The following is a 260-nucleotide window of genomic DNA, read 5'->3' on the forward strand; positions in this document are numbered from 1 at the left end:
TACAAAAGAGCTCAACACCTTGATGAATGTGCAATTGGGATTGTTAAATGGTGAGCCAATCGCCAGCTTATTTAAACAAAATGCCATTTGGAAAAATCAGCAAGGGCCGGTGCAAAATGCCGTTAATCGCCTAAATATTACTGTACTTGAGCAAATTAATAGTGACATTGCTTTATTTGATGCAAGCTATAAACAAGGCAACTTAATTGCTCCTTATCAGGCACTTGCACATATTTGTATTAAGTTTTGTCAACCGCTCG

At 37.7% G+C, this 260-nt stretch carries 1 protein-coding gene; it reads left to right on the forward strand.

Translation table 11 applies throughout. The features are described from left to right. Positions 1-22: 22 nt before the first annotated feature. Positions 23-260: hypothetical protein (locus tag R2R70_RS21150; RefSeq protein WP_410979075.1), on the forward strand; the 238-nt coding region annotated here is incomplete at its 3' end.

Origin of the sequence: Cobetia sp. SIMBA_158, assembly GCF_046566945.1 — a bacterium.
Classification (GTDB): domain Bacteria; phylum Pseudomonadota; class Gammaproteobacteria; order Pseudomonadales; family Halomonadaceae; genus Cobetia; species Cobetia amphilecti.